Source organism: Ruminococcus flavefaciens (assembly GCF_900119075.1).
GTDB lineage: Bacteria > Bacillota > Clostridia > Oscillospirales > Ruminococcaceae > Ruminococcus > Ruminococcus flavefaciens_Q.
Window position 1 is genome coordinate 1 of the sequence record NZ_FPIP01000005.1, and the last position, 26,800, is coordinate 26,800.

Sequence of the window (26,800 nt, forward strand, 5' to 3'; positions counted from 1 at the left end):
GCTTTATTCGTTTCAAAACTTCAATAAATAGTCGGTGCTTATGGCAATGAGGTCACACCCGTTCCCATTCCGAACACGGAAGTTAAGCTCATTCGCGTTGACGATACTTGGCTGGCGACGGCCCGGGAAACTAAATCAGTGCCGACACTTTAAAGGACTGCTATTGCAGTCCTTTTTGTTTTGCATATTTTCTATTATAATAAGAAAGAGCAGCATATGCTGCTCTTTTTTTATTACATTGACGAGGCGACTACCATATAGACGTAGGTCGATAACGCTGCAAATGCTGTCACGACATAGTACAGAGTCACTCTGAGCGCCTTTACAGGGGCTTTTTTGCTGTTTTCCAGCTTGGTCACAGTAAATCCAAGGAACAGTGTTCCTGTTATTACAGTGGGCATAAGATAGCGGAAATTCATGCTGCAAACCATAGGGTAATTCTTTGAAAGAGTGTACAGATTTATCATCAGAACAAGGTGGAAGAACACCAGAAATCCCTTTTGTATCCTGTCTGCTTCGGTTTTCTTGAAAAGACAGACGATCATGCTTGCGAATGCGGCTGCGGCTATAAAAACTCCGATCCAGAACAATATCTTGCAGACCGTATCCATGTATTCCATATCAGGGAAGTTGTTTCCGTTGATGAATTCACCGAAAATAGAGTTTTTCAGTATGGCTATCAGCGGATTATGCTCGTTGAAGCCCTGAGGATCTCCAACTTCATCGCGCCACAGCCAGTTTTCATAGACGTTCTGAACTTGCTTTAATGAAAAATCAGTGATTCGCTCCCAGAATGTTATGCCTTTAATGGTTTGATCCATTTCGGGGAGCTCCTGAACGTATGTAAGGGGGATCCCCCAGCGTACAAGTCCTCTGATGGGGAACCACATTCCCAGTGGGAAGCATATAGCCAGAAATGCGGCGAATTGTCCGAGCAGCTTTTTCCATATAGTCTTGAAGCTGCGGAAAAATACAACGATGAAAACAAATGCGATTGGAAATGCCGCCAGAGCCGCTGACAGCTTGGTCATCATTCCCAGTCCAAGACATAGCGCTATTTTGATAATATTTGCCATTGTAGGGGCTTTGTACCATTGCAGGGTACAGTATACGGCTCCCATTGTCAGAGCCCATGTAAGCGGATCGTTGTTCATGAAAGCGCTAAGGTAGGTGAAGCACGGGTGGAATGAAGTAATTATAAGAGAGATATAAAGCGCTTTGCCGTCAAGCTTGAAGTACCTGAATATTTTATACGCTGTTATTATTATTGTCACGGAGTAAAACAGCGGCAGCACCTGTGCCGATTCTACGGCATTTCCGATATCAACGCCCAGAACGCGGTTCAGAAAGCCTATCCACACTGCGCACAGTGAGTGGTGCAGCGGTGGATGGCAGTACTGGAAAACCTGCCTGTAATCTCCGTCGTAAAGGTGATGATTGTAGCAGAGATAGGAAATATATCCAAGGTGTCCGGGAGTGACTTCTTTTGAGGGCTCGAACCAGCTCACATCATGCTGTCGCTCACTTATGGACGTTCCGAGGACGTAGCACAGCTTCACCATAAAGCCCATGCTCATTATGAGCAGCGCATTGAAGTGTCGTGACAGCTTTTTCGTATAAAAGGCAAAATAATAAGCTGCCAGCAGTATGCAGCCATAGGCGAATAAAAACAGCAGTTTGTTCTCCTGATTTCGGAAATACAGAAAAACGGGAGCTCCCACTGCTGAAACTGCAAGGGTGAGTATTACAGGCAGGGGATTTTTCAGCTTATACCTGCTGCATATCCGCGGTACGATAAGACCTGACGAAATGCAGTAGAGGAAAAACATTATAATAACAAATACCGACGATATGTTTCTGCTTGATGCGCAGAACGGCATGGTGCAGATGATACATATCAGAAATGCTGAAATATAAGGGTGTGCTGTGAGTATCCCGAAAAGTCCTGATAAAACGGAATTGTTTCCTGTGTTTTTCTTTTCGGAAATACGTGTGGGACTATTCATTTTGTTCTCCTTTTAATGATTGCTTTTTAATATATTTTATCATAAAAGGGACAAAATAGCAATAATTAAGGCGAAAGACAGCAAAAAAAGATGTAAAAAACCTGTAGGGGCGCCGTTTCGGCGCCCGTGATACTGTATGATAAAAAAGGCTGCCGAGTAACCACAACACTTATATAGAAGTTTTATAATTTATTATTGAGAGAACCCCTTTTGAAAAAGGGGCTTCTCTCAAACTCTCTCCCTAAAACTTTCGTTTTGTTTTTTCACAGATAGGGCGCACCTGCATTTTGTAGGTCTTTTTTATTTATGGAGCGCCCTATCTGCGAAAAAACCAGATAAAAGTCTTTGGAAAGGGGTATGGGGGAGAACCTTTCCTCAGAAAGGTTTCCCCCATAATTAACTATAACTTCTACATGAGTATCATGGTTATCGGCAGTTTTTTATTCGTTTGCGTCCATATCTGTATAGTTGATATGACCGAAGTTTGCCTGCACGTCCTTATTTATCATATCCTTGAGAACTGTGATGACCGATGAATTGACCTTGCCTGACTTTCTTGCAACAGCAGACTTAAAGCCGAAGTTGATCTTTCCAGCAGGGGTTGTCTGGGCGGCTGTAAGTCTCTTGTAAGCGTCGGCTGCGTCCTCAATGATGTCGTTCTGCTTTCTGTCTTTTTCATTGACCTGCATAGCGATAACGAATTCATCAGAGCCTGTACGGTAGATCTTGCAGTTCTTGAATACCTGATTGATAATGTCAACAGTTCTGACAAGCAGCCAGTCGCCGATATCGTTTCCGTAGCGTGAGTTGATATCGCTGAAGTTTGCGATATTGAACATTACGAAGTAGTACGGGTTCGACGGCGGAGAATTGACCTCTTCAAAGTCCATAGAGAAGGATATTCTGTTGTTCACATCGGTGAGAACGTCCTTGAACATGGCTGTATAGAGGGATTCCTTGGTCTTGTTGTTCTTGATGATAGTTGAAGCAAGCTTCTGGTTCGCCTTTTCCTGCTTATTGTTGAGGTAAGCGAAGATAAGGGTGAGGACTACGATGGCAATTGCAAATAATGCCATATACCAGCGCATTGTGTGTGAAAGTGCATATACCTCTTCCTTTGTATCATTCAGCATGAGTATCCAGTTATACTTTGACATATAAGAGTAGATAGAGATATACTTTGTACCCGTTTCTTTGTCCTTATACTGGAATGAACCTTCGGTATTGCCGCTTTTTTCGGAGCTGAGCTCACGACATATTTTGAGGATGTTTTTGTTTGTTGCGACTTTACCTACCTGATCGGGATCCTTGTTAAAGATATACTTGTTATCATTAACATTTATCATAGTATAGGAAGAATCATTGATACCCTTGATTTCCAGATTGTCAAGAGTCTGAACGAGCTGTTCGGTGAATATTCCGAGACCGACGAAGCCTATAGGCTCACCGTTGTCGTTATATACCGCCTGATACATGGATACGATCTGCTTACCTGAAGCAGGTGAAATGATGATTCCCGTGTTATAGACGCCGTTGCCTGCGCGGAGAAGAGCGTCCTGAAGCTCTTTCTGCTTGCTTTCGTCTTTTCTTGTCTGGATTCCGACAGTCTGGGGATTTGTATGGGCTATACAGTGTGTATCCCATGTACCTATCCAAAGACCTTCAACGTTTGCAAGTCCGATATCCGCTGAGTACTCCTCAGTGTACTTCTGAGCTGCTGCTACATATTTATCATTATCGGGATCGAGCAGGATATTCTTTACAGCCTCTGCATTACTGAAGTAGGTGAGTGTTTTTTCTGCGTTCTCCACATAAGTCTGAATGATATGAGCACGCTCATTGGTAATGGTCTGCATATGGTCGATAGAATCTTTTCGTGTTGTAGAGCTTATTGTCTTAGTAATTCCAAGTGAAAGAGCTATCATAATGATAAGCTGGATTATGAGGATCAACGCGACTGTTGATACTTTCTTTTGACCTTTCATTTCTTTTAATACCTCCCTGAATTACTTCCTGAAGAAGCCAAAGCGCTTCTTCGGTGACGGCAGACTGTCGAGAAATTCGTCTGTTTCGGGTTCTTCTGCGACCTTCAGCAGACTGCTGACTCTGTTCTTTAGGAGATCTCCTTTAGCATTGGCTGTATTGGTATCCATAGATACCGAGGTGGACTCGATATGAGACTCCGAGAAAGGAGCTGCGGCTAAAGGGGGCGCTGCCGTGTTGCTGGCAGAGGGTTGAGCCATAGTTATCGGAGAAGCCTTTGCATGAGCGGTATACTGCGGCTGCGGAGCAGCGGGAGCATGACCGCCGTATCTTGCAGGCTCGGGCATATTTCCCATAGGAGCGGCAAACATACCGACCTCCGATATGCTTATCATTCTGTCAGGCATCATTATCATGCAGTTTGCGTTAGCAGGTGCAAGGGACATGATATAGCCGATACAGTTGTTGCATGGGAGCATAGGAGTCCTGCTTTGCGTATTTAAAAGCAGCATAGCCTCTATGATGTTTTCTCCTGCGGCAAGCATATTCTGTACTGCGTCGATCTCTGCGTGGATAGCGCTGTTCATATCCTGACGGCTTATGCCTGTGTATAATCTTCCTGAGGCGGATTGGATAGTGCAGACCGTGTCAGCAGGGGATATGAAAGCGCCTGATTCGAGTAATCGTATCGCTGTTGAATGAGCAACGTTGAAGATAGCTTCTGAATTCATTTCTGTTTCACCTCTATTCATTGAAGCAGCTTGCTGCTGAGTTTTACGAGTAAATACCGTGCGAGAAACCCCATAATCCATATATCGGTTCTGTCGAAAGCTCCTGAAGCTGCAACCTTGTTATACTAAAATTATACACTTTTTGTATGTATATTTCAACTGAAAAAATATAGAAAAGGTGGATAATTGTTATACATATTATGTTTAAAAAATTGTGATTTCACCAAATGAGCAGTAAATGTTGAAAGCAAAAGGCTAATTACAGGAGTTTAAGGCATATAATAAGAAAATATGAAAAATATACTATCAGTTCATATTCTACAAGGAAAAAGGATTAATGATTTTACATCGGGTATATTTTACGATTAACTATAGAAAAATAACACACCAAAATTCATAAACGGGCAGTAATTTATTGTTAAATCAGCATTGTTACTTCCATATGGGTATAAAAACATGGCTGTATATCATTACGGAGGGCAAAGCGTCTAACTATGCAACAATTTACAAAAACATAATATTTGATATATTGACAAGAAAATATTTTTTTGCTAAAATAATAACATCATGATATAAGGAGGAAAACACATGAAATGCAGATACTGCAACTATGAAAACAAGGAAGGCGACAACTACTGCGAAAACTGCGGTGCGTCACTGGAAATAGCGTCGGGGGCAATGGACGATATTTCTGCAGTTCCCGTACCAACAGCAGATACGCAGACAGACGCCGCAGAGACTTCGGCAGTTCAGCCTGACAACTACAGCCAGTCCAACAACTACGGACAGCCAACAGGCTACAGCCAGTCTAACAATTACGGACAGTCCAACGGTTACGGACAGTCCAACGGTTACGGTCAGCCTAACGGCTATGGACAGCCTAATGGCTATGGTCAGCCTAACGGCTATGGACAGCCTAACGGCTACGGTCAGCCCAATATGTATCAGGGACCTATCTACGGCTTTGACCACTACGGCGAATTCAACGAGGGTGACGGAAGTCCTAAGTATGTAGGCTTCGGAGAGGCTATCAAGCTTTACTTCAAGAACTACGCCAACTTCAAGGGGCGCTCTACAAGAAGCGAATTCTGGTGGGGATTCCTGTTCAACTTCATTATCGGTGTTGTAATGGGAATAATCATGGTAGTCGTATTGTCAGCTTCTTTCATTCCTAAGATGAAATCGGGCAATATAGATATGTTCATGTCAGAGGAAAAATTGCTGAAAGAAATGTTTTTCCCGATGATTATTTTCTATATCATAAGTATGGCACTTTCAATACCGTACTGGTCGGCAGCTGTAAGAAGACTTCACGACGCAGGTCATTCAGGCTGGTGGTTCCTTATGCTGTTAGCAGGAAGTATCCCAAGCTATTTGAGACTTATTCCGGGTATCAGCTCCGAATTCTCAACAGGTCTTACCTGCCTTTGCTCGCCGTTAGCACTTGCAGGACTTATCGTAAACATCATATTCTGGTGTCAGCCAAGTGTGGTATATAACAAATGGGGGGCTCCTGCAAAGCCAACAATGATGAGATAAATCCAAAGGGATTCCGAATAACCATGATACTCATATAGAAGTTTTATAATTATTATTGAGAGAACCCCTTTTGAAAAAGGGGCTTCTCTCAAACTCTCTCCCTAAAACTTTAGTTTTGTTTTTTCACAGATAGGGCGCACCTGCATTTTTGCAGGTCTTTTTTTATTTAAGAAGCGCCCTATCTGCGAAAAAACCAGATAAAAGTCTTTGGAAAGGGGTATGGGGGAGAACCTTTCCTCAGAAAGGTTTCCCCCATAATTAACTGTAAGCTTCTATATAAGTGTTGCGGTTACTCGGAATCCCTTTTTAATTCGCGCAGTACGCCCATTCTACAGATACGCCCTTACGTCGGTACAGAGCCTTTCCTCGGCGCTGATTATGCGCTTTGCGATATCCTTTGAGCGCTCATCTGCCGCCTGATACTTGTTGAGATAGCGGCTCAGGGACTTTACTCCCATATTGCAGCCGTCGGTGATAAGGTCTGCGACGGTGCTGTCAGATTCGTTCATTGTCAGCTTTACATTGGTCTTTACCCATGACATACCCTTAGCCATAGCCGCAGGCTCCTTGCCCTCGTCGTGATATTCACCGAGAAGCCCCTGCAAGTCTGCTTTCAAGCCGTCGTGCTCCTCAGAGCTGTCCTGTAATACTCTTTTCAGGTCGTGGCTGCTGACGTAGCCGAGGACGTCCCCGATAGAGGATATACCCATTTTTACTCCTGCGTCGCACTCACGAAGCAGCTTTATAGTGTCCTGTTCTACCATAAAAACACCTCCCTTTGCGGATATTATGACCGCTTGGGGAGGTTTTATACTTATTTATTGCTGTTTTCTGCTTTTTTTCCGAAATAAAGCTCCGTCATCTGCTCCAAGCCGAATTTCTCAGCAAAGCTTTCAAAATCCTCACGAGCCTTTACGAGGCTGTATCCATTTTCGACGAAGAAGTCCTCGTCCAGTTCGCAGAGCTGATTATAGAACTCAAGACCTATCATAAGGTTTTCCTTAGTGTTGTTGTCGGCAAGCCTGTTCAGTTCGTCGACAGCGTCCTGAATCTCGCCGTCTTTTACCTTGTCGGCAAGGAACTCGACCTTCTGTCTTTCGCGCTGATGAAGCATGAGCGTCATGGAGTCAGCCTTTTTTCCCAAAAGCACCTTTGCAATAACTGCGGTTATTTCCCTTATCTGCCGCATGATGAAATCTTCTTCGTACATAAATAAGCCTCCTTCCGGTATAAAAACAGACCTGCTGCGCTGTCTGCAACAGGTCTGTATCGGTTGTCAAAAATCCAGTTTTGAGCGGAGCTTTTCAAAGAAGCTCTGGCGCTTAGCGTAGTTTTTCTCTGTAAGTGAAGCCTCGAACTCCTTCAGCAGGTCTTTCTGCTTCTTGGAAAGGTTCTTGGGGACCTCAACGTATATCTTTACGTACTGATTGCCGCGGTCTGTGCGGTGAAGTCTCTGAACGCCCTTGCCCTTTAAGCGGAAGATAGTGCCTGTCTGAGTGCCCTCGGCTATGGTGTACTTAACGTCGCCGTCGATAGTAGGTACGGTTATCTCGGCGCCGAGAACAGCTTCCATGTAAGTAACTGGGATATCGCAGTGTATGTCGAAGCCCTCGCGTCTGAAGATAGGGTGGGACTTTACGTTGATACCAACGAGGAGGTCGCCGTTAGGACCGCCGTTTACTCCGCAGTCGCCCTGACCGCCTACGCGCAGTGTCTGTCCGTCGTCGATACCTGCAGGGATATCAATGGAAACGTTCTTCTGTACTCTGATACGGCCTACGCCGCGGCACTTATTGCATGGGCTCTTGATTATCTTGCCCTTACCGCCGCAGTGCGGACATGGTTTTGTTGAGGATATAGCGCCGAACGGAGTACGCTGAGTAGCCTTGATAGAGCCTCTGCCCTGACAGTCGGGACAGATATCGGGCTGAGTACCGGGTTCTGCGCCCGAGCCCTTACAGCTGTCGCATACACACATACGGTTTACCTTGATATCCTGCTTTTTGCCTGTGCAGGCTTCCATAAAGGTGATGGAAACAGTATCCTGTATATCCGCACCTCTTCTGGGAGCGTTTGCGTTGGAGCGCTTTGAGCCGCCGCCGAAGCCAAAGCCGCCGAAGATACTGCCGAGGATATCGTCCATATCGGCAAAGCCGCCGAATCCCTCCATGCCGCCTGCGCCGCCGCCGTAGCTTGGATCAACGCCTGCATGACCGAACTGGTCGTAGCGTGCACGCTTTTCGGGATCGGAGAGGACCTCGTTAGCCTCGTTTATCTCCTGAAACTTCTCGACGTAAGACGGATCGTCTGGGTGAAGGTCGGGGTGGTTTTCTCTTGCCTTTTTACGGAAGGCTTTTTTTATCTCTTCCTCGGAAGCACCCTTCTGGATACCGAGGATCTCATAATAATCTCTTTTTTCAGCCATATATCTATTCTCCTTATTAGTGAGTAGTGAGTAGAGAGTAGAGAGTAGTGTGCAGAAGTTTGAATAATTACTACTTTCTACTTACTACTTTCTACTTACTAATTTACCGCGCGTAAATACAACTTTAGGGCGGCGGAGTGCCTCCGCTCCCTTTTTCGCGTCATAAACGCATTAAAACGGCAGTTTTTTACCGCGCCTGTAAATACACCTTTAGGGCGGAATGATTTTCCGCCCTAAAAGCCTTATCAACTGTTTTCTATCGAATCCTCATATTTACCCCTGCCGCCGTCGTAATCGCCCAAGTCGTCGTTGGCAAAGCCTGCGAACCACTTTAGTCCGAAATACGCCAGAGCAGCCAGAGCAGCTATGATGATTATAGTTTTTACAGTTTTATTGATCTTCATTATCAAACCTCAGTGAAGTCTGCGTCAACTACTCCGTCGTCGTTTCCGCCCTGTGAAGCGCCTGCGTCAGCAGCACCGCCCATGTTAGCGAACTGTGAAGGATCAATACCCTGTGCGCCTGCTGCACCGTTAGGAGCTGCCTGCTGGTATACCTTAGCGGAAAGGTCATAGAATGCCTTCTGGAGGTCTTCCTTGAGAGACTTTATCTCAGAATCGTTGTTTGCTTCGATAGCAGACTTGAGTGCAGCGCACTTGGACTCGATATTTGACTTTTCGTCAGCAGATACCTTGTCGCCGAAGTCTGTGAGAGCCTTCTCGCACTGGAATACAAGGTTCTCAGCCTCGTTCTTGTTGTCAACAGCCTCACGGCGCTTCTTATCCTCAGCAGCGTACTGCTCAGCTTCCTTGACAGCCTTGTCGATGTCTTCCTTGGACATATTTGTTGAGGAAGTGATAGTGATGTTCTGCTCCTTGCCTGTGCCGAGATCCTTAGCGGATACGTGAACGATACCGTTCTGGTCGATATCGAATGTTACTTCGATCTGAGGGATTCCTCTTGGAGCAGGAGCAATACCGTCGAGACGGAAAGTACCCAGCTGCTTGTTGTCGCGTGCGAACTCACGCTCACCCTGAAGTACATTGATATCAACAGCAGGCTGATTATCAGCATATGTTGAGAATACCTGTGACTTCTTTGTAGGGATAGTTGTATTTCTTTCGATCATTTTTGTGCAAACGCCGCCTGCTGTCTCGATACCGAGTGAAAGTGGTGTAACATCGAGGAGGAGGAGACCGTTCTTAACGTCGCCGCCGAGAACGCCGCCCTGATATGCAGCACCGAGAGCTACGCACTCGTCAGGGTTGATGCCCTTGAATGGCTCCTTGCCGATGAGCTTCTTAACAGCTTCCTGAACAGCAGGGATTCTTGAAGAACCGCCGACCATGAGCACCTTGTTGATCTCTGAGATGTTGAGACCGCTGTCGCTGAGAGCCTGTCTTACAGGTCCCATTGTAGCCTCAACGAGGTCAGCTGTGAGCTCATTGAACTTAGCCTGTGTAAGTGTGAGGTCGAGGTGCTTAGGTGTGCCCGAAGCGTCAACAGTGATGAAAGGAATGTTGATATTTGATGTTGTTGTAGATGAAAGCTCTATCTTGGACTTTTCAGCAGCGTCCTTGAGTCTCTGGGCAGCCATCTTATCCTGTGAAAGGTCGATGCCCTCAGTCTTCTTGAACTCTTCAACTATCCAGTTGATGATACGCTGGTCGAAGTCGTCGCCGCCGAGACGGTTGTTACCTGCTGTAGCAAGTACCTGCTGAACGTCCTCGCCCATTTCAATGATAGATACATCGAATGTACCGCCGCCGAGGTCGTAAACCATAACGGTCTGCTCCTCTTCCTTGTCGATACCGTATGAGAGAGCAGCTGCTGTAGGCTCGTTGATGATACGCTTAACAGTAAGACCAGCGATCTGACCTGCGTCCTTAGTAGCCTGTCTCTGTGAGTCTGTGAAGTAAGCAGGAACTGTGATAACAGCCTCTGTTACAGGCTCGCCGAGGTAAGCCTCTGCGTCAGCCTTGAGCTTCTGGAGGATCATTGCTGATATCTCCTGAGGAGTATAGTTCTTGCCGTCGATAGCAACTTTATAATCAGAACCCATGTGTCTCTTGATAGAAGAAACTGTTCTGTCGTGGTTTGTGATAGCCTGTCTCTTAGCCACCTGACCTACGAGACGCTCGCCGTTGTTTGTGAAAGCTACAACGGAAGGAGTTGTTCTTGCACCTTCGCTGTTGGGGATAACTACAGCGTTACCGCCCTCCATAACAGCTACGCAAGAGTTAGTTGTACCAAGATCGATACCAATGATTTTTCCCATAATAAATTCCTCCTAATTTCTAATTCATAATTCACAATGCATAATGCATAATTGAATTATGAATGTAGTTTACTTGTGTTGATCGCATAATTATGAATTATGCATTATGAATTGTTTAGCGCTTTGCGCTAAACTGCGACTGCCACCATAGCAGGTCTTACAAGCTTATCACCGAGCATATAGCCCTTCTGGAATACAGAGCAGACGTGATTGCTTGCGTAATCCGTGCTGTCAAGCTGCTGTATTGCGTTGTGTACGTTTGGATCGAATTCCGCCCCGAGAGCTTCTATCTCGGTAACGTTCATCTGTGTAAGGAAGTTCTTGAACTGATTGTATATCATCGCCATTCCGTTCTTGAAGTTCTCGTCTGCACATTCGGCTTCAAGAGACCTCTCAAAGCTGTCAAGCACGGGGAGAAGCTTCTCAACACACTGAACGGAAGCGTTCTGATATGTCTCTGTCTTTTCCTTGGCTGTTCTCTTGCGGTAGTTGTCGTACTCCGCAAATAACCTCAGGTACTTGTCGTTTGCCTCTGCGAGAGCCTCCTCCATATCCGCGAACTGTGCGGCGGAGTCGTTGTACTCGCTGGCTGCGTCAGCTTCATCGAGCTCGTCGGAGTTTTCCTCAGCTTCTTCTGCCATATCCTCTTCCAGCTCTTCAAGAAGCTCCGTGTCCTTCTCGTTCTCTTCCATCGGTCATTGCTCCTTTCTATGGCTCCTGTGTATCTGACGGAGCACTTATAATGTCATCGTCGCCGTCCATGAGAGCAGATATCTTCTGCGTCAGGTACTCGACGTAAGGGATTATCTTTTTGTAATCGACTCTCATAGGACCTATTATTCCGAGAGAGCCTGCCTCCTTGCCGCCCTTGCGGTACTTTGAGACTATAAGGCTTGAATTGCCTATTGCAAAGCTGTCGTTTTCAGAACTGAACTTTACCTGTATTCCGCTGAATGCGTTTTCAAGGAGCTCTGAAAGACCGTCCTTGTGTTCGATGAATCTCACGACTTCCATTTTGTCAAGCTCCTCGCAGGACAGAAGCTTTTCGCTTCCGCTGACTGTGAGCTCCTGCTGACGCAGGTCCTCTGAGAGCTCGCATATGCCCTTTACCAGCGGTGAAAGGGACACCATATAGGCGCTTACCGCCGCTACCATTTTGTCGAACATTTCCTCAGAGAGGTCGTCAACTGAGACGCCGCTGAGGTTTTCCTCTATATAATGTGTAAAGAAATCCAGCTGTTCGTGGCTGAGGTCGAATTCCAGTCTGCAAGCCTTGTTTTTAATGCTTCCGTTTGAGGTTATGAGGAGTATCACATACAGGCGCTTGCCTGTGGGTATTACCTCTACCTTTGAGATAACCGAGAATCTCGGAACAGCGTTGGTAACTACTGCGGCGCAGTGAGTTATCTCCGTGAGGGCTGTTGCGGCGTTCTGTACAAGGAGCTCCTCGGGAGTATCCTTGTCACCCAGCATTTCGTCCAGCATTCTCTTCTCTTCTTCGGGAAGATCGTGAGGAGTCATAAGCTCGTCGATGTACAGCCTGTAGCCTTTGAATGTAGGAACTCGTCCTGCCGAGGTGTGAGGCTGTTCAAGATAGCCCATCTGTTCCAGAGCCGCCATATCATTTCTGATAGTAGCGGAGGAAACATTTATATTTTCAAGCTTCGAGATCGATTTCGAGCCGACGGGTTCGCCCGTTTTGACATATTCGTCAACCACAGCAGCAAGTATTCTGAGCTTTCTGTCGTCCACGATACTCACTCCCTTCAATCTCGTTAGCACTCTAACTCTTTGAGTGCTAACTATAATTTATCACTATTATGGTGATTTGTCAAGGGGTTTATACATTTTCGGCTTTTTGACCTATTTTTACCACCTGTGTATGTGCATTTAGAGCAAATTGACAAAGAGTATAAACTGGCGTTTTTTCGTGTGTTATTCTATTGACAAACGCTATTCTCTGCTGTATAATGATAGTGCAGTAAGGTACTGCGATATTTTGAAGAGTAAGAATACGTGCGTTACACCCTGCGGTGTTCCAGTGTTGACTGAACGGGGAGTTGTCAGTCAAACGAAAAGCTTAGGCTTACGGTTCGTATTTTGCATCCCGCTTCATAGGACAATATAAAAGAGACTATGCCTTCTTTTCTTGTCGTATGAGTGAGGAAAAGGAGGATTTTTTTATGGCTGTAAACAACAAAGGCGCTGCAATAAAGTCAGATATCAGACTTTTCGGCAGCACAAGGATCCTGATCGTTGCCGCACTTCTTGTGGCAATGAGCATTGTGCTTGGCAAATTCGGTGCTATCAATATTGGAAACAGTATCCGTATAGGCTTCGGCGGTATGCCAATACAAATGGCAGGTATATTCTTCGGACCTGTTATCGGCGCAGTCGTGGGACTTGTTGCCGATGTAGTGGGCTGTATCCTCAAGGGATACTCCATAAATCCCATAATCACACTGGGCTCTACATGTATCGGTCTTGTGTCGGGACTTATGTTCCACTACGCTCTCAAACCAATGAAGAAGGTGCTTCTGCCCAAGACAGCTATATCTACAGTTGCCGCTCACGCTGTGGGCTCAATGCTCATAACCTCTATCGGTCTTTACGCTTACTATCACACACCCTTTGAGACGCTGATACTCCGCGTGCCAATCTACCTTATAACAGCAGCTGTCGAGACAGCTGTCATCTACCTCATGCTCAAAAACAAGGCGTTCTCGTCGGAGCTTGACAAGGTAAGAAGAAAATGAACTACACCGAAGCACTTGGCTATATGAAAAAGGCTGCCGAGCGCGGCAGCGTACTGGGATTATCCCGTATAACAGAGCTTCTCCGCCTTATGGATAATCCGCAGGATAAGATAAAGACAGTCCACATTGCAGGCACAAACGGCAAGGGCTCTTTCGGAGCCATGCTCACATCTGTGCTGAAAAGCGCAGGCTATAAAGTCGGCGGTTTCTCTTCTCCTGCCATAACCAAGGTCACGGACAGCTTCCGCATTGACGGCGAGGAGATAGGGGAGCAGGACTTTGCAGACATTATCGGCGATATAGCGCCCATATGCGAGAGCATGGACGAAAAGCCTACAGAGTTTGAAGTCCTTACGGCGGCGGCTTTTGAGCTTTTTGTGCGTAAGGGCTGCGATATAGCCGTAGTCGAATGCGGAATGGGCGGAGATACCGACTCCACCAATGTTATAAAAGCTCCCGTATTATCGGTCATAACCAACGTCCAGAAAGACCACGGAGCTTTTCTCGGCGACACTATCGCGGAGATAGCCTCCCACAAATGCGGCATTATCAAACAGGGCAGACCTGTTTATTTCGGCGGAAACAGCGAGGAAGTCTACGAAATAGCTGCCGATACCGCAAAAAAGCTTGGCTGCGAGCTGTTTATCCCCGATTATTCGCAGTTCTCATGGTCTGATGACAGCTGTACCATAAACGGCACGGAGCTGATATATAAGGGTGAAAAGCTCCATATACCGCTTCTCGGCACCTATCAGCGCGAGAACGCCGTGAATGTGCTGAGCTGTATCGAGATACTCCGCAGGGAGGGCATTGATATCCCCGAAAGCGCAGTCCGTCAGGGACTTGCCGATGTTAAATGGCACGGGCGCTTCGAGGTCATCAGTCGTGAGCCTCTTATTATATATGACGGTGCTCATAATCCCGACGGCATACGCTGTGCCGCGGACAGTATCCGCCGATACTTCGGCGATAAAAAAGTCGTACTGCTCATCGGCGTCATGGCTGACAAGGAGTACGGTCTGTATGCGGATATGCTGGGAGAACTTACCGATACCGCCTTTGCGGTAAAGCCCGATAATCCAAGAGCTCTTGACAGTAAGTCCCTTGCGCAGGCGCTTACGGAGCGCGGTATGCGCACATTGCCCTTTGAGGATTACGCCGAGGGAGCAAGAGCTGCCCTTGACTACGCAAAGAAGCAGGATATGCCGCTTATCGCTCTGGGCTCGTTGTATATGTATCAGCAGTTCACGGACGCATTGAAAGATATTATAAATAAGTAAAGCAGCCTTAACGGCTGCTTTTTTGTTTGTCTTATGATTGAAAAGAACCTCCACAAAAGTGAAGGTTCTTGATAGTTTTGATATTCTCCCAGTAGGGATAAAATTATCTCTTTGAGAACTGTCGGCGCGTTAAGAAAACAGTCCTGCGGACTGTTTTTAGCGGCGACCGCAGCAGCTGTGCTGCGAGGACTCCTCAGCATGAAAAAGAAAAGTACCTCTGCATAGCAAAGGTACTTGATAGCGATAAATCTGATTATCTCTTTGAGAACTGAGGAGCACGACGAGCAGCCTTGAGACCGTACTTCTTTCTCTCCTTCATTCTTGGATCACGAGTGAGGAATCCAGCCTTCTTGAGGGTTGGACGGAGCTCGGGATCGAATTCAAGAAGAGCTCTTGAAACGCCGTGTCTGATAGCGCCAGCCTGACCTGTAACGCCGCCGCCTGCAACAGTGCAAACGATATCGAACTTCTCAACATTGTCTGTAACAGCGAGTGGCTGACGAACGATGAGCTTGAGAGTCTCAAGACCGAAGTAATCGTCGATGCCTCTGCCGTTGATAGTAACATTACCTGAACCCGGGTAGATTCTTACTCTTGCTACGGAGTGCTTTCTTCTGCCTGTTCCGTAATAGTATTTAACCTTTGATTCGTACATTTAAAAGCACCTCCTATTAAAGCTCGTAAGCAACAGGCTTCTGAGCCTCCTGCTTGTGATTAGCGTCCTTGTAGGTTCTGAGTCTCTTGAGCTGAGCTCTGCCGAGGCTGTTGTTAGGGAGCATACCGTTAACAGCGATCATCATAGCTCTGTCAGCCTGCTCAGCCATCATGTCCTTGTAAGAAATGGACTTGAGGCCGCCGATCCAGCCTGTGTGCCAGTAGTACTTCTTCTGCTCGAGCTTTCTGCCTGTGAGAACAGCCTTAGCGCAGTTGATAACGATAACGTGGTCTCCGCAATCAACGTTGGGAGTATAAGTGGGCTTGTGCTTGCCTCTGAGAATGTGAGCAGCCTTAGCAGCAACACGACCGAGGGGCTGTCCCTCAGCGTCGAGGATATACCAAGTACGGCTTACTTCAGCGGGTTTTGCCAGTGTAGTTGACATAAATATTTCCTCCTGTAATAAAATTTCGGACGGAAAGCGAATTCGGAAACAAGAGGCAGAGCCTCTGTAGGAAGCATAAGGACCTGCCTCTTGCTTCCCGAAAAAACGCCTGTTCCTCCGCAGTGCAAGAATTATTATACACTATAGTGTGGGAGATGTCAAGAGGTTTTTGGGGGTTTTTTTAATATATACCCTGTTTTCTCTTGAAATCTCTCACTTATGCTCTCTTTCTCTCTCTTTCTCACGTTTCATTTCAGCTTTTTGAGGTAGAAAAACGAGGAGACATTTCACGGAATTGTGTGCATTTTGTTGTAGGGGAGCCCGTCCTCGGGCTCCCGAGCCCTTAGCCGTTAGCTGTAGGGGCGGCGTTCCGCCGCCCGCATTAAAACAACGAATAAATGAGCGCGGCACACAGTGTGCGCCCGTGCCTGACGAAACAACCTGAAATGACCATATGTAGGGGACGGCGTCCTCGACGTCCCACAATAGCAACGAAATCAAATGGGCTGTCGGGGACGCCAGCCCCTACAATTGGCTATTTACATTTGAAGTGTAAACCGCGGATACGTAATGCGCGTTCCTACGGGCTAATTATTTTTCATCATATTTACCGTAAGCGATGTACGATTATGTTTAACAGATGAAGTGAGCGAGCTTGCGAGCGTCAACGTGGCAAGGGTGCAGCGTCACGCTGCCGTGGCAAGGGAGCGGCGGCGCGCCGTGGCTGACCATTTTTATTGTGATATATGAAATCCTGCCAATTATTGCTGATTATCGCCTGTAATCATTGACATATGTGCACAAATGTGATATAATACAAGCACAAAAATTTATTTTTTGGAGGAATTAACAATGAGAGGAAAACACATGAAGAAGCTGATAGCTGGCGTTATGGGTGCAGCAATGGCGCTTTCAGCTGCGGCTTCGGCTGCTAATGCGGCAGTTCCTGCAAATGTGCAGCTTGCAGGCAGCAAAACAGCAGACGAAAAAGAGGGCAAGGTAGTCTACGAGTGCGGATTCGAGAGCGAGGCAGACCTCGAGCACTGGTCAAACAGAGGCGGCGACGATACTACTGTTATCGCTATATCCAAGGACGCTGCAAAGAGCGGCGACAGCGGACTCTCCGCTACAGAGAGAGGCGATACATGGCACGGTCCTGCATTCCGTATGGACGGCTTCCTTGAGCCTGACAAGCAGTACTACTTCTCCTGCTCCGTAAGAGGTGAGTGGTACACAAATACAACTCTTAGCTTCCAGTTCAGCGTTGACGGCGAGACTTCATACTCAAACCTCAAGCAGAACATTCAGGCTACCAGCGGCGGCGGAAACAGCTGGGCTGAGATAAAGAACGTTCCTATCAGCTATTCTGAGGGTATGGAAGGCGTTTACGTTTACTTCGAGGGCGGACAGGAGTCCATATTCATCGACGATGTAAAGATAACAGAGGCTCCCCGTGTTGATATCGAAGCCGATCTTCCTTCGCTCAGCGAGATATACAAGGACAAGTTCAAGATAGGTACAGCACTTTCTCCTGAGGATATGTCCTCACAGCCGTTTATGGACCTTCTTCAGAAGCATTTCGGCGAGAGCATCACAGTCGGCAACCAGATGAAGCCCGACTACGTTCTCAACAAGGCAGCTACTCTTAAGTACCTCGAGGAGACAAACGACGACGAGAATCCTCAGGTAAGCTTTGCACAGGCTAAGCCTGTTCTCAACTATGCAAGAAAATACGGTATCCCTGTAAGAGTTCACACTCTCGTATGGCACAGCCAGACTCCTGAGTGGTTCTTCAAGGAGGATTTCGACGAGAAGAAGGATTACGTTTCTCCCGACAAGATGAAGAAGCGTATGGAAAACTACATCAAGAACTTCTTCACAACACTTACAGAGCTTTATCCTGATGTTGACTTCTATGCCTGCGACGTTGTAAACGAGGCATGGACAGACGACGGAAAGCCCCGTGAGGCAGGTCACTGCTCACAGTCCAACAACTACGGCGCTTCCGACTGGGTTGCAGTATTCGGCGACAACTCATTCATCGACTACGCTTTCGAGTATGCAAGACAGTATGCTCCTAAGGGCTGCAAGCTCTACTATAACGACTTCAACGAGTACATGACAGGCAAAATGGACGCTGTATGCGACATGGCTGAAAGACTCAAGAAGGCAGGCAACATCGACGGTATCGGTATGCAGTCTCACCTTGACGTAAGACAGAGCCTTGACGCAGCATTCCCGTCACTTGGTATGTACGAGAACGCTCTCAAGAAGTACACAAGCCTCGGTCTCGACGTTCAGATAACAGAGCTTGACGCTACAGTACAGGAGCACTCAGGCGACAAGTACTTCGATATTCAGGCTAAGTACTACAAGGGACTCTTCGACCTCTATGAGAAGTACAGCGACAAGATATCCGCAGTTATCTTCTGGGGAATCAACGATCCAAAGAGCTGGAGAGCTTCACAGAATCCGCTTATCTTCGACAAGGACTTCATGGCTAAGCCTGCATTCAAGTCTATCGTTGACGGCAAGACAGCTGCTGATCCTGTAAGAACTACTATTGCAAGCGGCGGCAAGACAACTACAACAACTACTACCACATCAGTTACAACTACATCAGACAGCACAACTACTACAACAGTATCAACACCTGATAACGTAACAACAACTACTACAACAGCTCCAAGCGATATGCCAGAAGTAAAGAAGTACGGCGACGCTAACGACGATGACGGAATCGATATGGGCGACGTTGTTATCGTAATGCAGGCACTTGCTAACCCCAACAAGTACGGCATGGAGGGCTCGGACGATCACCACATCACAAAGCAGGGCTGGGTAAACGCTGATATCAAGGGCACAAGCGCAGGCGTTACAACAGACGACGCACTTGCAGTACAGGAATATCTCCTCGGCAAGCGTGCTTCACTTGATAAAGCAAACTAAGAACTGTTTATATATGATATCCAATATGCTGAACTTTACATGATATAGTTTATTTAGGCTGCACGGCTTGTCTGTGCAGCCTTTTCTTTTTATTACCCCTGTATTCAGTGCTCTGCCTGCGAATTACTATAAAGGCGTCCTTTTATGGGACTTTTTTCATTGACAATAGTGAAAATAGATGATATAATTAATGTATCTATTGAAATATAACGGAAAGAGGTCATATTTATGGCAAAAGATAAAAAGCTGGTATCCGAAATAACCTCAATGGACGAGGATTTCGCACAGTGGTATACCGACATCTGCAAAAAGGCAGAGCTTATTGAATATACAAGCGTTAAGGGCTGTATGGTAATTCGTCCCTACGGCTATGCTATCTGGGAGAATATGCAGCATATCCTCGATACTACTTTCAAGGAGCTGGGACATGAGAATGTATGTATGCCTATGTTTATCCCTGAGAGCCTTCTCCAGAAGGAAAAGGACCACGTTGAGGGCTTTGCTCCCGAGGTCGCATGGGTAACTCACGGCGGCAGCGAAAAGCTTGAGGACAGACTTTGTGTACGTCCTACATCAGAGACTCTTTTCTGCGAGCACTACGCAAATATCGTTCATTCCTACAGAGACCTTCCAAAGCTCTATAACCAGTGGGTAAGCGTTGTCCGCTGGGAAAAGACCACACGTCCTTTCCTCCGTTCAAGAGAGTTCCTCTGGCAGGAGGGACACACTATCCACGCTACTGCTGAGGAGGCGATCGAGGAAACAGAGCGTATGCTGAATGTATATGCGGATTTCTGCGAGAAGTCCCTTGCAATGCCTGTTATCAAGGGTAAGAAGACAGAGAGCGACAAGTTCGCAGGAGCTGTTTCTACCTACGCTATCGAGGCTCTTATGCACGACGGCAAGGCTTTACAGGCTGGTACTTCACACTATTTCGGTGACGGCTTTGCAAAGGCTTTCGGCATTGAATACACAGACAAGGAAAACAAGAGAGTTAATCCTCACCAGACAAGCTGGGGCGTTACAACACGTCTTATCGGCGCAGTTATCATGACTCACGGCGACAACAGCGGTCTTGTGCTCCCACCTGCTGTAGCTCCTGTACAGGCAGTTATCGTGCCTATCGCACAGCACAAGGAGGGCGTTCTTGACAAGGCTGGCGAGCTCCTTAACGAGCTCAAGGCAGCAGGTATCAGAGTAAAGCTTGACGACAGCGAGAACTCACCCGGCTGGAAGTTCGCAGAGTACGAGATGAAGGGCGTACCTGTACGTATAGAGATAGGTCCCCGTGATATCGAGGAGAATCAGTGCATCGTGGCTGTTCGTTACAGCGGCGAGAAGAAGACCGTAGCTCTCGGCGACCTTGCAGTATATGTAAAGGCTCTTCTCGAAAAGGAGATACCCGAGGGTATGTTCAACAAGGCTGCTGAGAACCGCGCAAACAGAACATATGCCTGCACAACTATCGACGAGATAAACAAGGCTCTCGCAGAGCACGGCGACGGCTTTGTAAAGGCTATGTGGTGCGGCGAAGAAGCCTGCGAGGACGAGGTCAAGGAAAAGACAGGCGTTGGCTCAAGATGTATCCCATTCGAGCAGGAGCAGCTCAGCGACAAGTGCGTATGCTGCGGCAAGCCTGCAAAGTGCATGGTATACTGGGGCAAGGCTTATTAATTAAGAGCTAAGATTTGTAGGGGCTGACTTTGGCAGTCCGCTAATGCCATATTTACTGCAAATAACTAACTGTAGGGGGCGATGCCTACATCGCCCCGTTGGATATATATTATACCGTCGGGCTGATGTGGGCATCAGCCCCTACATTATTTTCCTTGCATTTTCAGCGGGCGGCGAAACGCCGCCCCTTTTTAAAACAAGCTAACGGCTATATTACGAGGTGAGAACTATCAAAACAGTTGAGATATTCACAGACGGTGCCTGCAGCGGCAATCCCGGTCCCGGCGGCTACGGCGTAGTGCTCCGCTTCGGCAGCGTGGAAAAGGAACTCTCGGGCGGCGACAGCGCCACCACCAACAACAGAATGGAGCTTCTCGGCGTTATAACGGGACTTTCCGCTCTGAAAGAGCCCTGCAAGGTCATACTCACCACCGACAGCAAATATGTTGTGGACAGCGTAACAAAGGGCTGGGTGTACGGCTGGAAGAAAAAGGGCTGGATAAAGTCCGACAAAAAGCCTGCCCTGAACGTTGACTTATGGGAGCAGCTCCTGCCTCTGCTGGAAAAGCACGATGTGACCTTCAACTGGGTAAAGGGACACGCAGGACACCCCGAAAACGAGCGCTGTGACCGCCTTGCAGTCGAGCAGCGCGACTTACACGCAAGATAACGGGAAAAATATCCGAATGGGGAGTGATATCATGGGAATTTTAGACAATATCAAGAATATGCTCTTTAACCGCGAGCCCAAGGACAACGGCTTTATGACCGACGACGAAAAGGAGCTCCGCGAGTACGAGGAATACTACACACCGCAGTCGGGAGTTGCCGAGGGTACATACTCCGAGTTCGTGGTGAGCGATGTTTTCAGCATAAGCGGCAGGGGGACTGTTGCCGTAGGAACGGTCACAGGCGGAGTTTTTCACGCAGGCGACGAGGTGCTCATAGTTCACGGCAATAACGACGGTATCCCCACGACAATAGTCAGCATAGAGCAGTTCCGCAAGGTCTGCGACAGCGTTTCCGAGGGCGCAAATGCGGGCTTTCTTCTCAAGGACGTGGACAGAAAGCAGATATCGCGCAATGATATCATCAAGAAGAAGTAATCAGTTATTAGTGATTAGTGAATAGAAAAAGGCAGTCCATACGGGCTGCCTTTTTTGATCCATAAATTTGAATATTGAAAAACGCTTTTTGCGAAGATATATAGATGAAGATTATTCTTCTTCTTCGTCCTCTTCTTCCGCTTCGGAGTCTTCTTCGTCTGCTTTGTCGTTATCGTCGTCCATTATCTTTTTGTAGTCCTTGGCTTCTTCGGCTTCCTTTTTAGCTTTAAGAGCCTTTTTAGCGCCTGCGGAAGCGGTTTTTGAGCTTCTGCGCATGAGAACTACTGCAAAAACTATTATAAGTATGGCAAGTCCTGCCATAGCGGCAATGAAAGCCACCTTTTTAAGGTTCACGTCGGTAACGGTGTGGGCTATTTTTTCGGATTTGGCGTACTTTTCGCCTGCCGAGCCCGAGAAAACGCTGAGATTGAAGCCCTCAAGGAGCTGTCTCTGTGAGTTCTCAACAGTATAACCGAAAGCATTCTTGCCTATGGTCTTGATACTCTTTGGTACGCTGACCTGTTTCAGGGCGTCGCATACGAGGAAAGCGTCAGTACCTATGGATTCAACGCCCTCGGGGAGTATCAGCTTATTCAGCGCCATGCAGTATGCAAAGGCGTTGTCGTCTATTTTTTTCAGGGTAGTAGGCAGTGACAGCGTTTCTATTTTCTGGTCGAACATGAAAGCTCCGTAGCCTATGGTATCAAGTCCCTCTGCGAAATCCACGGACTTTATCTCTGAGCAGTAGCTGAAAGCCTCGTCCTGAATATTGGTGAGCGAATTGGGGAAGTGTATTGCGTTGAGCTTTGCGCAGGTCGAGAAAGCTCCCGAATGTATCTTCTGAACGCCGTCGGGGATATTTATCTCGCCGCTTATCTGTGAAGAAGCGCGGAATATCTCGGTCTTGTCCTTGTCCATGAGCATATCGTTCTCATAGACAAATGAGCTGTTTGCAGAGGCGTCGATATCGCTTATACTGAACCAGCTTCCCATGGCGTTGTCGCCGATAGTCTGGAGCGAAGCAGGCAGTTTGAATGAGCTTACCTTGCTGCACTGATAAAAGGCGTAATCGCCAAGTCTGGTGATAGTGTCGGGGAGCTTTATATCCGAGAGTTCGTCGCAGAGTGCAAAGGAATAGTCGGGTATCTCCGTTAAAGTTGAGGGGATATCAACGCTCGTAAGGTTCTTGCAGTCGAAAAATGCGTGGTCGCCAAGGCTTGACAGCTTTCTCGGCAGAGTTACGGTTTTAAGGGATTCACAGCCGTAGAATGCATTTTTTCCGATAGATGTTACCGAATCGGGTATCTCCAGCGAAGTGATTCCCGTACAGTAGGCAAAAGCCTCGTCGCCGATAGCCGTTATAGCCTTGCCGTTTCTTATGGACGGCACCTTTTCTACGATAAGAGCGCTGCATTTTACGATAGTATAGGTGTCGTCGTCGTTTAGCTCATAGTAGTACGAGCCGTCGTACAGCTCGCTGCCTGAGCCCGGCAGGTCGTCGGCAGCCGCGCCCATTGGCACTGCACAGCATACAGCTGCACCGAAAGCGGTGACAGCTGCGGCGATATTCTTAATCCTCATCATCTTCAAGGGAATCTTCCTCCTTGTCGGTATCCTTATTTTCTTCTTCCTGACGCTTTTTGCGGCGCTCGGCAGCCTTTTCCCTGTTTTCTGCCTTAGCCTTTTCAGCCTTGCTCTTTTTTATCTTCTTGCCTGTGAAAGCGCCGATAATACCAAGGATAAAGGCGGCGATAATGCCTCCCACGGTATAAAGGAAGCCCTTTGAGATATTCTTGCCGAATACTTCAGCAGTACCTGTGATGACCTCTATTCCTGCGTCCTTTGCCCACTTGCAAGCCTCGCAGTCCTTGACGGTGTAGAGCTTGAAGCCCTCCACAAGAACGTCAGAGGGAGCGCCGTTTTCAACGTCGGCGTTGTCATCGTGATAGTAGCCGAATGCGCAGGTGCCGATATTTACGAGAGTATCGGGAAGGTGCAGTGATTTCAGCGCATAGCAGTTGTAGAAAGCGTCAGCGCCGAGAGTTGTAAGGCTGTCCGACAGCTTTACCTCGGTGAGATTCTCACAGCCCTCAAAGGCATAGGCGTTTATAACGTCTGCCTCGGGTATCTCCACCTTTTTCAGGTTCAGTGCGCGGATAAATGCGGACTGAGCTATTTCCTTCAAGCCCTTTGGAGCAATGAACTCTGTCTCGGTCTTTGAAGGAGGATAAGCGATAAGCACCGACTTGTCCTTATTGTAGAGGACTCCGTTTTCCGAGCTGAAATTGCCGTCGCCCTCGGTAATTGTTATATCTTCAAGACCTATAGCGTACAGGAAAGGCTCCTCGTCGTTCCATTCCTTCAAGCAGCCGTCAGCCTTTACAGTCTTCAGCGCCGAGCACTCGCGGAAGATTTGGTTTCCGATAGTCTCTGCGCCGAGAAATTCAACGCTTTCAAGAGCCATACACTCGTCAAAGGCATTGTCGCCTATGGTCTTGACGCTTGCAGGGGTAGTTATCTTTTTGAGATTTCCGCACTGATAGAAGGCTCTTCTTTTGAGCTCCTTTATGCCCTCGGGAATGATTATCTCCGAGGCAGGACAGCTTACATTGAAGCAGTTGGTATATATAGCGTCTACTTTTTTGCCGTCAATGGTATCGGGAACTGTTATCTTGTCCTCCTGTGAATAGCAGAAGATGAGTGCCACCTCGCCGTCTATGACAGCGTACTCATAGTCGCCCGACTTTGTGCTGTTGAGAGCCTGTTCCTCAACAAGCTTCTCCTCGTACTCTTCGGGAGTCATAAACGAGAAGCTATTCTGATAATCGTAATCGCTGTCTTTGTCATGAGCGTATACAGACGCAGCTCCGCCCTGTCTGCCCACGATAGTAAATGCTTCGTTCTTGGAAGCTACCTGACCGCTGGAGCTGGTATAGTAACCGAATGCGCAGTAGCCTATAGATGTTACCGAATCGGGTATGACTACCTCGGTGAGCCCTGTGTCAAAGAAAGCGTACTGACCTATGGTCTGGAGCTTTTCGGGCAGGGTTATCTCTTCGAGCTGTCCGCAGCCTGCAAAGGTTCCGCCGCCGATATGTTCAACAGTATCGGGGAGCTTTACTTCATTCAGATGACTGCAGTTCGTGAAAGCGTAATCGCTTAAATATTCAAGCTTAGTGCCGCTGAAATCGGCAGAGCTGAGCCTTGTGTTGGCAAATGCGAAGTGCTCTACCTTTTCCAGTGAAGCAGGTATTTTTATATCATAAGGTATGGTATTGTAAAACGCAGAAGCGCATACCTTCTTTACGGTGTCGGGGATAGCGAAGCTGTCGCCCTTTTTGCAGCATGGATAGCAGATAATTTCAGTCTTGTCCTTGTTGTATAATATGCCGTCCTCAGCGCAGAAATCAGCGCTGCCCTCAGCGACCTTTATCTCGGTGAGGTTCGTGCAGAATACAAAGGGATTGTCAGCTGAGATATATGTCACAGAGGCAGGGATAGTCACGGTCTTGAAGGTGCTGTTCTCATGGTCGCTGCCGAGAGCGGATCTGCCCAGCTCTGTAACTGCGATACCGTCGAGAGTATCGGGGATAACAAGGTTTTCGGCAGTGCTTGTGCAGTCCTCGATGCATACCTTGCCGTCGTGAGTAAGCGAATACATGAAATCGCCGCTTTTTGTATAGGCGTCTGTGCTTGTAACAGCTTCTGTAGCGCCCTCTACAAGGAAATCCTCATCGGCGAATGCGTTTATAGCAGGAACAGCCGCATATGCGCAGATAAGCATTCCTGCGATGAAAGCAGCCGTTTTTTTGCGGTCAAACATAAATATTACCCTCTCATTATGATTTGCTCGTCAGGAGCCTATAATTCCTATATATTGTATCATAAAATGTGTAATATTGCAATGAATTTCACGCAGTTTTCAGAATAGCTCTCTTAGAAGCTCTTTCAGCGCATCACAGCTTAAAAAGGGCTCACTGCCCAGAATTTCAAGGAGCTGCGCCATGTTTTCGTCGGAATACTCCACTTCCTTGGAATAATCCTTGGCGATATCGGCACATTCCTCAAAGCCGCATACGCCCTCGGAAGCCTTACAGCGGTAAAGGGAACTAATGACGATAACGCTGAACGCCGCGAATTTGGCATAGCCCAGCACCTCGCCGTCGTAAACGCTTTTCAGCAGATAGCGGAATATAAGATACAGGGCTATCCTGCGCAGATAGGGCAGGTGAGCGCTGTCCGCCGCAGGAGCGTTTTTCAGCTTGCCCTTACAGCTGCGGATATAGGGCAGCCAGTGGTCGTCAATGGGCTCCAGTTCTTCAAGACAGGCAAATATGTCGCTGAGAGCGTCCTCGCCGCCTGTTTTCGGGACTTCTTCCGTGGGTGTGTCTATGTACTGCTGAGCGTTCTCCGCTATGTCCAGAATTCGGCAGAGGGCTTCACCGAGAGGGATAGTCCCGTCATTCAGCACGTTGAATATCTCTCCGCGCACTTCAAGGAGCAGGCTGAGAAGCTCCTCATCATATTCTCCCGAAGCCGATTCATAGGGGATATCCTCCTCGCAGAGAGAAAATGGGCTTGAAAGAATGAGCCTTGCGGCGGCTTCACAGCAAAGCCCTACGCCGCCCTCTTTGAAAACGCCGAACCACTCGAAGTATCGCGGGTGGTCGGAGCATATCTGACAGAGCCTGTCCTCTCCCAGCTCGGTGTAGATATCGCATAGTCCCTGTCGGTTGAGAAAGGGGCAGCGCTCGTCCTCGGTGAGCAGGAAGGAGCCGTCCTGTATGTTTTTGCGGAGCCTTTCGCCGAAGTCTCCGCCTACGGTCATGTAGTAGTCATAGGTGTCGCTGTCGATGTCTATTTCCCAGCCCTTGCAGCAGCTGTCGCGGCATTCTCCTGCGATACAGCGGAAATGGCGGCAGTATTCAGGCGTTCTGTAAATCATATCATTCACCTTGAAAATGAAAATGTAA

22 protein-coding genes, 1 rRNA gene and 1 riboswitch are annotated in these 26,800 nt (G+C 47.5%); of the genes, 8 read left to right on the plus strand and 15 right to left on the minus strand.

Going from position 1 to position 26,800, the window contains the following annotated elements; translation table 11 throughout:
• Positions 1 to 30 precede the first annotated feature (30 nt).
• Positions 31 to 147, plus strand: a 5S ribosomal RNA gene (gene rrf, locus BT105_RS08595).
• A gap of 86 nt (positions 148 to 233) precedes the next feature.
• Here the strand turns inward: rrf and BT105_RS08600 are convergent.
• From BT105_RS08600 to BT105_RS08610, 3 genes are all read right to left on the minus strand, one after another.
• On the minus strand, positions 234 to 2,006 hold the full coding sequence (locus tag BT105_RS08600) for an ArnT family glycosyltransferase (RefSeq protein ID WP_072300340.1): 1,773 nt from the start codon (positions 2,004 to 2,006) through the stop codon (positions 234 to 236).
• A 440-nt stretch (positions 2,007 to 2,446) separates the two neighbouring features.
• The gene (locus tag BT105_RS08605; RefSeq protein WP_072300341.1) at positions 2,447 to 3,991 is read right to left on the minus strand and encodes a diguanylate cyclase domain-containing protein; all 1,545 of its coding nucleotides are present in this window, start codon (positions 3,989 to 3,991) and stop codon (positions 2,447 to 2,449) included.
• Positions 3,992 to 4,012: 21 nt separating this feature from the next.
• Positions 4,013 to 4,741: a hypothetical protein gene (locus BT105_RS08610; protein ID WP_177243955.1), complete on the minus strand. Its 729-nt coding sequence runs from the start codon at positions 4,739 to 4,741 to the stop codon at positions 4,013 to 4,015.
• Between the two features lie 567 nt (positions 4,742 to 5,308).
• On the opposite strand from BT105_RS08610, the gene BT105_RS08615 reads away from it, so the two are divergent.
• Complete coding sequence (locus BT105_RS08615; protein ID WP_072300343.1) at positions 5,309 to 6,259, plus strand: DUF805 domain-containing protein; 951 nt, start codon at positions 5,309 to 5,311, stop codon at positions 6,257 to 6,259.
• Between the two features lie 329 nt (positions 6,260 to 6,588).
• Here the strand turns inward: BT105_RS08615 and BT105_RS08620 are convergent, their stop codons facing one another.
• The 7 genes from BT105_RS08620 to hrcA form a co-directional block, all read right to left on the minus strand.
• A complete protein-coding gene (locus tag BT105_RS08620) occupies positions 6,589 to 7,023 on the minus strand; it encodes a hypothetical protein (RefSeq protein ID WP_072300344.1) in 435 nt (144 codons plus the stop codon).
• 50 nt (positions 7,024 to 7,073) lie between these two features.
• The gene (locus BT105_RS08625; RefSeq protein WP_072300345.1) at positions 7,074 to 7,469 is read right to left on the minus strand and encodes a DUF6483 family protein; all 396 of its coding nucleotides are present in this window, start codon (positions 7,467 to 7,469) and stop codon (positions 7,074 to 7,076) included.
• Positions 7,470 to 7,535: 66 nt separating this feature from the next.
• Positions 7,536 to 8,684 carry a molecular chaperone DnaJ gene (gene dnaJ / locus BT105_RS08630; RefSeq protein WP_072300346.1) on the minus strand — a complete coding sequence of 383 codons (1,149 nt, stop codon included), beginning with the start codon at positions 8,682 to 8,684 and terminating at the stop codon, positions 7,536 to 7,538.
• A gap of 245 nt (positions 8,685 to 8,929) precedes the next feature.
• On the minus strand, positions 8,930 to 9,088 hold the full coding sequence (locus BT105_RS15040) for a hypothetical protein (protein WP_164175091.1): 159 nt from the start codon (positions 9,086 to 9,088) through the stop codon (positions 8,930 to 8,932).
• Between the two features lie 2 nt (positions 9,089 to 9,090).
• Positions 9,091 to 10,962, minus strand: a complete 1,872-nt coding sequence (dnaK, locus tag BT105_RS08635; RefSeq protein WP_072300347.1) for a molecular chaperone DnaK — start codon at positions 10,960 to 10,962, stop codon at positions 9,091 to 9,093.
• Positions 10,963 to 11,090: 128 nt separating this feature from the next.
• Positions 11,091 to 11,654: a nucleotide exchange factor GrpE gene (grpE, locus tag BT105_RS08640; RefSeq protein ID WP_072300348.1), complete on the minus strand. Its 564-nt coding sequence runs from the start codon at positions 11,652 to 11,654 to the stop codon at positions 11,091 to 11,093.
• A 16-nt stretch (positions 11,655 to 11,670) separates the two neighbouring features.
• A complete protein-coding gene (gene hrcA, locus BT105_RS08645) occupies positions 11,671 to 12,714 on the minus strand; it encodes a heat-inducible transcriptional repressor HrcA (RefSeq protein ID WP_072300349.1) in 1,044 nt (347 codons plus the stop codon).
• A gap of 248 nt (positions 12,715 to 12,962) precedes the next feature.
• A riboswitch (THF riboswitch) is annotated at positions 12,963 to 13,077 on the plus strand.
• Positions 13,078 to 13,145: 68 nt separating this feature from the next.
• On the opposite strand from hrcA, the gene BT105_RS08650 reads away from it, so the two are divergent.
• Both BT105_RS08650 and BT105_RS08655 read left to right on the plus strand, forming a co-directional pair.
• Complete coding sequence (locus tag BT105_RS08650) at positions 13,146 to 13,718, plus strand: folate family ECF transporter S component (protein WP_072300350.1); 573 nt, start codon at positions 13,146 to 13,148, stop codon at positions 13,716 to 13,718.
• Positions 13,715 to 14,998: a bifunctional folylpolyglutamate synthase/dihydrofolate synthase gene (locus BT105_RS08655; RefSeq protein ID WP_072300351.1), complete on the plus strand. Its 1,284-nt coding sequence runs from the start codon at positions 13,715 to 13,717 to the stop codon at positions 14,996 to 14,998. The genes BT105_RS08650 and BT105_RS08655 overlap by 4 nt, the downstream gene beginning before the upstream one ends.
• A gap of 253 nt (positions 14,999 to 15,251) precedes the next feature.
• Here the strand turns inward: BT105_RS08655 and rpsI are convergent, their stop codons facing one another.
• Together rpsI and rplM are read right to left on the minus strand one after the other, a co-directional pair.
• On the minus strand, positions 15,252 to 15,653 hold the full coding sequence (rpsI, locus tag BT105_RS08660; protein ID WP_028514018.1) for a 30S ribosomal protein S9: 402 nt from the start codon (positions 15,651 to 15,653) through the stop codon (positions 15,252 to 15,254).
• Positions 15,654 to 15,669: 16 nt separating this feature from the next.
• The gene (gene rplM / locus BT105_RS08665; RefSeq protein WP_072300352.1) at positions 15,670 to 16,098 is read right to left on the minus strand and encodes a 50S ribosomal protein L13; all 429 of its coding nucleotides are present in this window, start codon (positions 16,096 to 16,098) and stop codon (positions 15,670 to 15,672) included.
• Between the two features lie 852 nt (positions 16,099 to 16,950).
• Here rplM and BT105_RS08670 point away from each other — a divergent pair.
• The 4 genes from BT105_RS08670 to BT105_RS15420 all read left to right on the plus strand — a co-directional run bounded on the left by BT105_RS08670 (position 16,951) and on the right by BT105_RS15420 (position 21,827).
• Positions 16,951 to 19,047 (plus strand): endo-1,4-beta-xylanase, encoded by a 2,097-nt coding sequence (locus BT105_RS08670; RefSeq protein ID WP_072300353.1) that lies wholly within the window; start codon positions 16,951 to 16,953, stop codon positions 19,045 to 19,047.
• A 228-nt stretch (positions 19,048 to 19,275) separates the two neighbouring features.
• The gene (gene proS, locus BT105_RS08675) at positions 19,276 to 20,721 is read left to right on the plus strand and encodes a proline--tRNA ligase (RefSeq protein ID WP_072300354.1); all 1,446 of its coding nucleotides are present in this window, start codon (positions 19,276 to 19,278) and stop codon (positions 20,719 to 20,721) included.
• 229 nt (positions 20,722 to 20,950) lie between these two features.
• Positions 20,951 to 21,391, plus strand: coding sequence for a ribonuclease HI (gene rnhA, locus BT105_RS08680; protein WP_028514022.1), 441 nt, complete (start codon positions 20,951 to 20,953; stop codon positions 21,389 to 21,391).
• A 31-nt stretch (positions 21,392 to 21,422) separates the two neighbouring features.
• On the plus strand, positions 21,423 to 21,827 hold the full coding sequence (locus BT105_RS15420; protein WP_072300355.1) for an EF-Tu/IF-2/RF-3 family GTPase: 405 nt from the start codon (positions 21,423 to 21,425) through the stop codon (positions 21,825 to 21,827).
• 111 nt (positions 21,828 to 21,938) lie between these two features.
• On the opposite strand, the gene BT105_RS08690 is transcribed toward BT105_RS15420, so the two are convergent.
• The 3 genes from BT105_RS08690 to fliB all read right to left on the minus strand — a co-directional run bounded on the left by BT105_RS08690 (position 21,939) and on the right by fliB (position 26,772).
• Complete coding sequence (locus BT105_RS08690) at positions 21,939 to 23,411, minus strand: leucine-rich repeat domain-containing protein (RefSeq protein WP_242940112.1); 1,473 nt, start codon at positions 23,409 to 23,411, stop codon at positions 21,939 to 21,941.
• Positions 23,398 to 25,650: a leucine-rich repeat domain-containing protein gene (locus BT105_RS08695; RefSeq protein WP_072300357.1), complete on the minus strand. Its 2,253-nt coding sequence runs from the start codon at positions 25,648 to 25,650 to the stop codon at positions 23,398 to 23,400. The genes BT105_RS08690 and BT105_RS08695 overlap by 14 nt, the downstream gene beginning before the upstream one ends.
• 99 nt (positions 25,651 to 25,749) lie before the next feature.
• Positions 25,750 to 26,772: a flagellin lysine-N-methylase gene (fliB, locus tag BT105_RS08700; protein WP_072300358.1), complete on the minus strand. Its 1,023-nt coding sequence runs from the start codon at positions 26,770 to 26,772 to the stop codon at positions 25,750 to 25,752.
• Positions 26,773 to 26,800 lie beyond the last annotated feature (28 nt).